This is a genomic window from Duganella lactea, assembly GCF_009857505.1.
Lineage (GTDB): Bacteria > Pseudomonadota > Gammaproteobacteria > Burkholderiales > Burkholderiaceae_D > Rugamonas > Rugamonas lactea.
In genome coordinates this window covers 1-3633 of record NZ_WWCP01000080.1, presented here as the reverse complement: position 1 = coordinate 3633, position 3633 = coordinate 1, and the positions used below count along the sequence as shown (strand labels likewise).

The window sequence follows — 3633 nt, the reverse complement described above, 5'->3', positions numbered from 1 at the left end:
TCAGGTCTGACATTCGCACACGGGCTCAACTGCGGAGCAGTTGAGCCCGTGTGCGAATGTCAGACCTGACACCGGGTTTTTTTACGGCTAGCGGGCCAGCGCGACCTGGCGCTGTGCGGAACGGACCGGCGAGGCGTCGGCGCGCAGTTGGAAGCGCGCCACCAGCGAGGCCAGCATCGCGGCCTGGTCCTGCATGCTGCCGGCCGCCGCCGCCGCCTGCTCCACCAGCGCGGCGTTCTGCTGCGTCACCGAATCCATCTCCGTGATCGCCATGTTGACGTGGCCGATGCCCGTGCTCTGCTCGCCGGAGGCGTCGGTGATCGCTTGCATGATCTGCGTCACGCGCGACACGCTGGCCACCACCTGGTCCATCGTCGTGCCGGCTTCGGAGACCAGCGCGCTGCCATTGTTGATGCTGTCCACCGAGGCGTTGATCAGCTCCTTGATTTCCTTGGCCGCCGCCGCCGAGCGCTGCGCCAGGTTGCGCACCTCCGACGCCACCACCGCGAAGCCGCGCCCCTGCTCGCCGGCGCGCGCCGCCTCCACCGCCGCGTTCAAGGCCAGGATGTTGGTCTGGAAGGCGATGCCGTCGATGACGCTGATGATGTCGACAATCCGCGTCGCCGAGGCGTTGATGGTCTCCATGGTGCTGACCACTTGCGACACCACCCGGCCGCCGCGCTCGGCCACTTCCGAGGCCGAGCGCACCAGCTGGTTGGCCTGCACGGCGTTGGCGGCGTTCTGGTTGACGGTCGAGGTCAGCTGCTCCATCGACGCGGCGGTCTCTTCCAGCGAGCTGGCCTGCGACTCGGTGCGCGCCGACAAGTCCATATTGCCGGAGGCGATCTCGCCCGACGCGGTGGCGATGGTGTCGGCGCTGCGGCGGATGTCGCCGATGGTGTCGGCCAGCCGCTGTTGCATCACCTTGACCGAATACAGGATGCTGTCCCGGTCGCTCGCATGGGTCGCGACGTCAACGCTGAGGTCGCCATCGGCGATCTTGCGCGTCACCTCGCCCACGTATTCCGGCGTGCCGCCGATGGTGTGGCGCAGGCTCTTGTTGACCTGGCGGACGATCACCCACAGCAGCCCGCACACCAGCGCCAGCCAGCCGGCCGATTTCATCAGCGAATCGCGGAAGGCGAGGTCGATATCGTCGATGTAGACGCCGGTGGTCAGCGCCCAGTTCCACGGCGCGTAGCCAACCACGCGGCTGAGCTTGGGCACCGGCTCGGTCGCGCCCGGACGCGACCAGTAGTAGCGGATGAAGCCGGCGCCGCCGGGCCCGGCCGCGGCGGCGGCGATCTCGCGGTAGACGTAGATGCCGTTCGGGTCCTTCAGGTTGACCAGGTCCTTGTTGTTGTTTTCCGGTTTGATCGGGTGCATCAGCGACAGCGTGCCGTCGCTGATGGTGAAGTAGCCGTCCTTGGCGTAGCGCAGCTTCTGGATCGCTTCGCTCGCCTGCTTCTGCGCCGCTTCCTTGCTCAGCGCGCCGGCGGCGGCCTTGTCGCCGAACTGCTTGACGATGTTGAGCGCCAGGTCGGCCACGTTGCTTAAATCGTTCTTGCGTTCCTCGATCCGCACATTGCGGGTCTGAATCGTCTCGAACACAAAAATCGCGGTGATGCACAGCAGGCTGCAGATGAGCGGAACCCACAATTTTTGCTGAAATGACAGTTTATTCATGTTGCCAGTCTCCTTATTGCTTTATGGAAATTAGCATACGCTGGAAAGTGACTTGCTGGCTGAAAGAAATGTGCCGCTGTGGTTTATTCGCCAAAGAAAAAGGACGCGGTCATGCGCGCCGGACGGGCCGGCATCCGGTCTGCGGCGATGCGGTAGAAATGTGTCACAAGGAAACAAAGTGTGTCACAATAGTGACTCAAATACCAACAATCATTCATCCATATGAAATCGCTCCTGTCGGCCGCCCTGATGGCGGTGTGTGTCCACGCGGCCGCGCAGCCCAAGCCCGACGGTGCGCTACTGCTGGAACAGATCACCACGCTGGCCTCGGACGCGTTTGAAGGCCGCGCGCCCGGCACGCAGGGCGAAACGCTGACCACCGACTATCTGCAGCAGCAATTCAGGCAGCTCGGGCTGGCGCCGGGCAACGCCGACGGCGGCTACCTGCAGGCGGTGCCGCTGGTGGGCATCTCCAGCCACCCGACGCTGAGCTACAGCAAGGGCGGCCAGACGACCCAGCTGAAATTCGGCGACGACTACATCGCCTGGACCGCGCGCGCCGACGCGCAGCTGGAACTGAACGGCTCGGAGCTGGTGTTTGTCGGCTACGGCGTGCAGGCGCCGGCCTTCCACTGGGACGATTACAAGGGCGCCAGCCTGCGCGGCAAGACGCTGGTGATGCTGATCAACGAGCCGCCGCTGCGGGACCCGAAACGGCCGGCGGCGCGCGACGCCAAGGCGGCCGGCGGCTGGTACGGCCGCTGGCAATACAAGCTGGCGATGGCGGCGCGGCTGGGCGCGGCGGGCGCGCTGATCGTGCACGAGCCGCAGAGCGCCGGCTATCCGTATGAGGTGGTGGTCAACAGCTGGGGCCGCGAAAACTTCGCGCTGAAGACGGCGCAGCCGGAACCCGATCTGCCGGCGGTGGCCGGCTGGCTGCGGCAGGCCCGCGCGCACGAGCTGTTCAAGGCGGCCGGCCTCGACTTCGAGGAACTGAAGCGCAAGGCGCAGGGCCGCGACTTCCGTCCGGTGCCGCTGGGCGTGACGCTGCACCTGGCGCTGGTCAACGCCACGCGCGAGCTGACCTCGCACAACGTGGTGGCGCAGATTCCCGGTGCCGATCCGCAATTGCGGCATGAGGCGGTGGTGTACAGCGCGCACTGGGACCACTTCGGCGTCGACGACACGCTGGCGGGGCCGCGCACGCAGCAAATCTTCCACGGCGCGGTGGACAACGCCAGCGGCGTGGCGGCGCTGCTGCAGATCGCCCGCGCCTACCAGGCGCTGCCGACGCCGCCCCGGCGCAGCATCGTGTTCGTCGCCACCACGGCGCACGAGCGCGGCCTGCTGGGAGCGCAATACTATGTGCGCCATCCGCTGATCCCGATCGACAAGACGGTGCTGAACATCAACATCGACGGCATGAATGTGTGGGGCCGCTCACGCACGGTCGAGCTGAGCGGCATGGGCAAATCGACGGCGGACGCGCTGGTCCAGGCGGCCGCCGGCAAGCAGGGCCGCGTGGTGCGGCCCGACAGCAACCTCAGCTACGGCAGCTACTACCGCGGCGACCAGCTGGCGTTCGCGCGCGCCGGGGTGCCGACAATCTACCTGCGCAGCAACAGCGGCAGCGGCAGCGGCAGCGGCAAGCAGCTGTACTACACGGCGCACCAGTTCCACACGGTGCACGACATGGTGCAGCCGAACTGGAACCTGGCCGGCGCGCTGGACGACATCCAGCTGCTGTTCCAGGCCGGCTACCAGGCCGCCCAGGCCAAACAGCCGCCCAAGTGGCAAGACGGCGCCGAGTTTCAGCGTTGAAAAACGGTGTCAGATACCGTCTTGAATGGCAAGCTTTTTCGATAAGTATTTGGGGTCGAAAGGCTTGCCAGTACGGATGACACCGTAAATCAGATGCGTCAGTTTGTGAACGACAGCACTGATCAC

At 65.8% G+C, this 3633-nt stretch carries 2 protein-coding genes; one reads left to right on the top strand and one right to left on the bottom strand.

Features of this window, described 5'->3' with window-relative positions; all coding sequences use genetic code 11:
* Window positions 1–87: 87 nt before the first annotated feature.
* Window positions 88–1686, bottom strand: a complete 1599-nt coding sequence (locus tag GTP44_RS26695) for a methyl-accepting chemotaxis protein (RefSeq protein ID WP_161021791.1) — start codon at window positions 1684–1686, stop codon at window positions 88–90.
* 222 nt (window positions 1687–1908) lie between these two features.
* Between GTP44_RS26695 and GTP44_RS26690 the strand changes: the two genes are divergently transcribed.
* Entirely contained in the window at window positions 1909–3507 is a 1599-nt protein-coding gene (locus GTP44_RS26690) for a M28 family peptidase (protein WP_161021790.1), read from the top strand.
* Window positions 3508–3633 lie beyond the last annotated feature (126 nt).

Coding starts and splice junctions, on each gene's coding strand:
- GTP44_RS26695 (WP_161021791.1), bottom strand. CDS start 1,686: ATGAATAAACTGTCATTTCAGCAAAAATTGTGGGTTCCGCTCATCTGC.
- GTP44_RS26690 (WP_161021790.1), top strand. CDS start 1,909: ATGAAATCGCTCCTGTCGGCCGCCCTGATGGCGGTGTGTGTCCACGCG.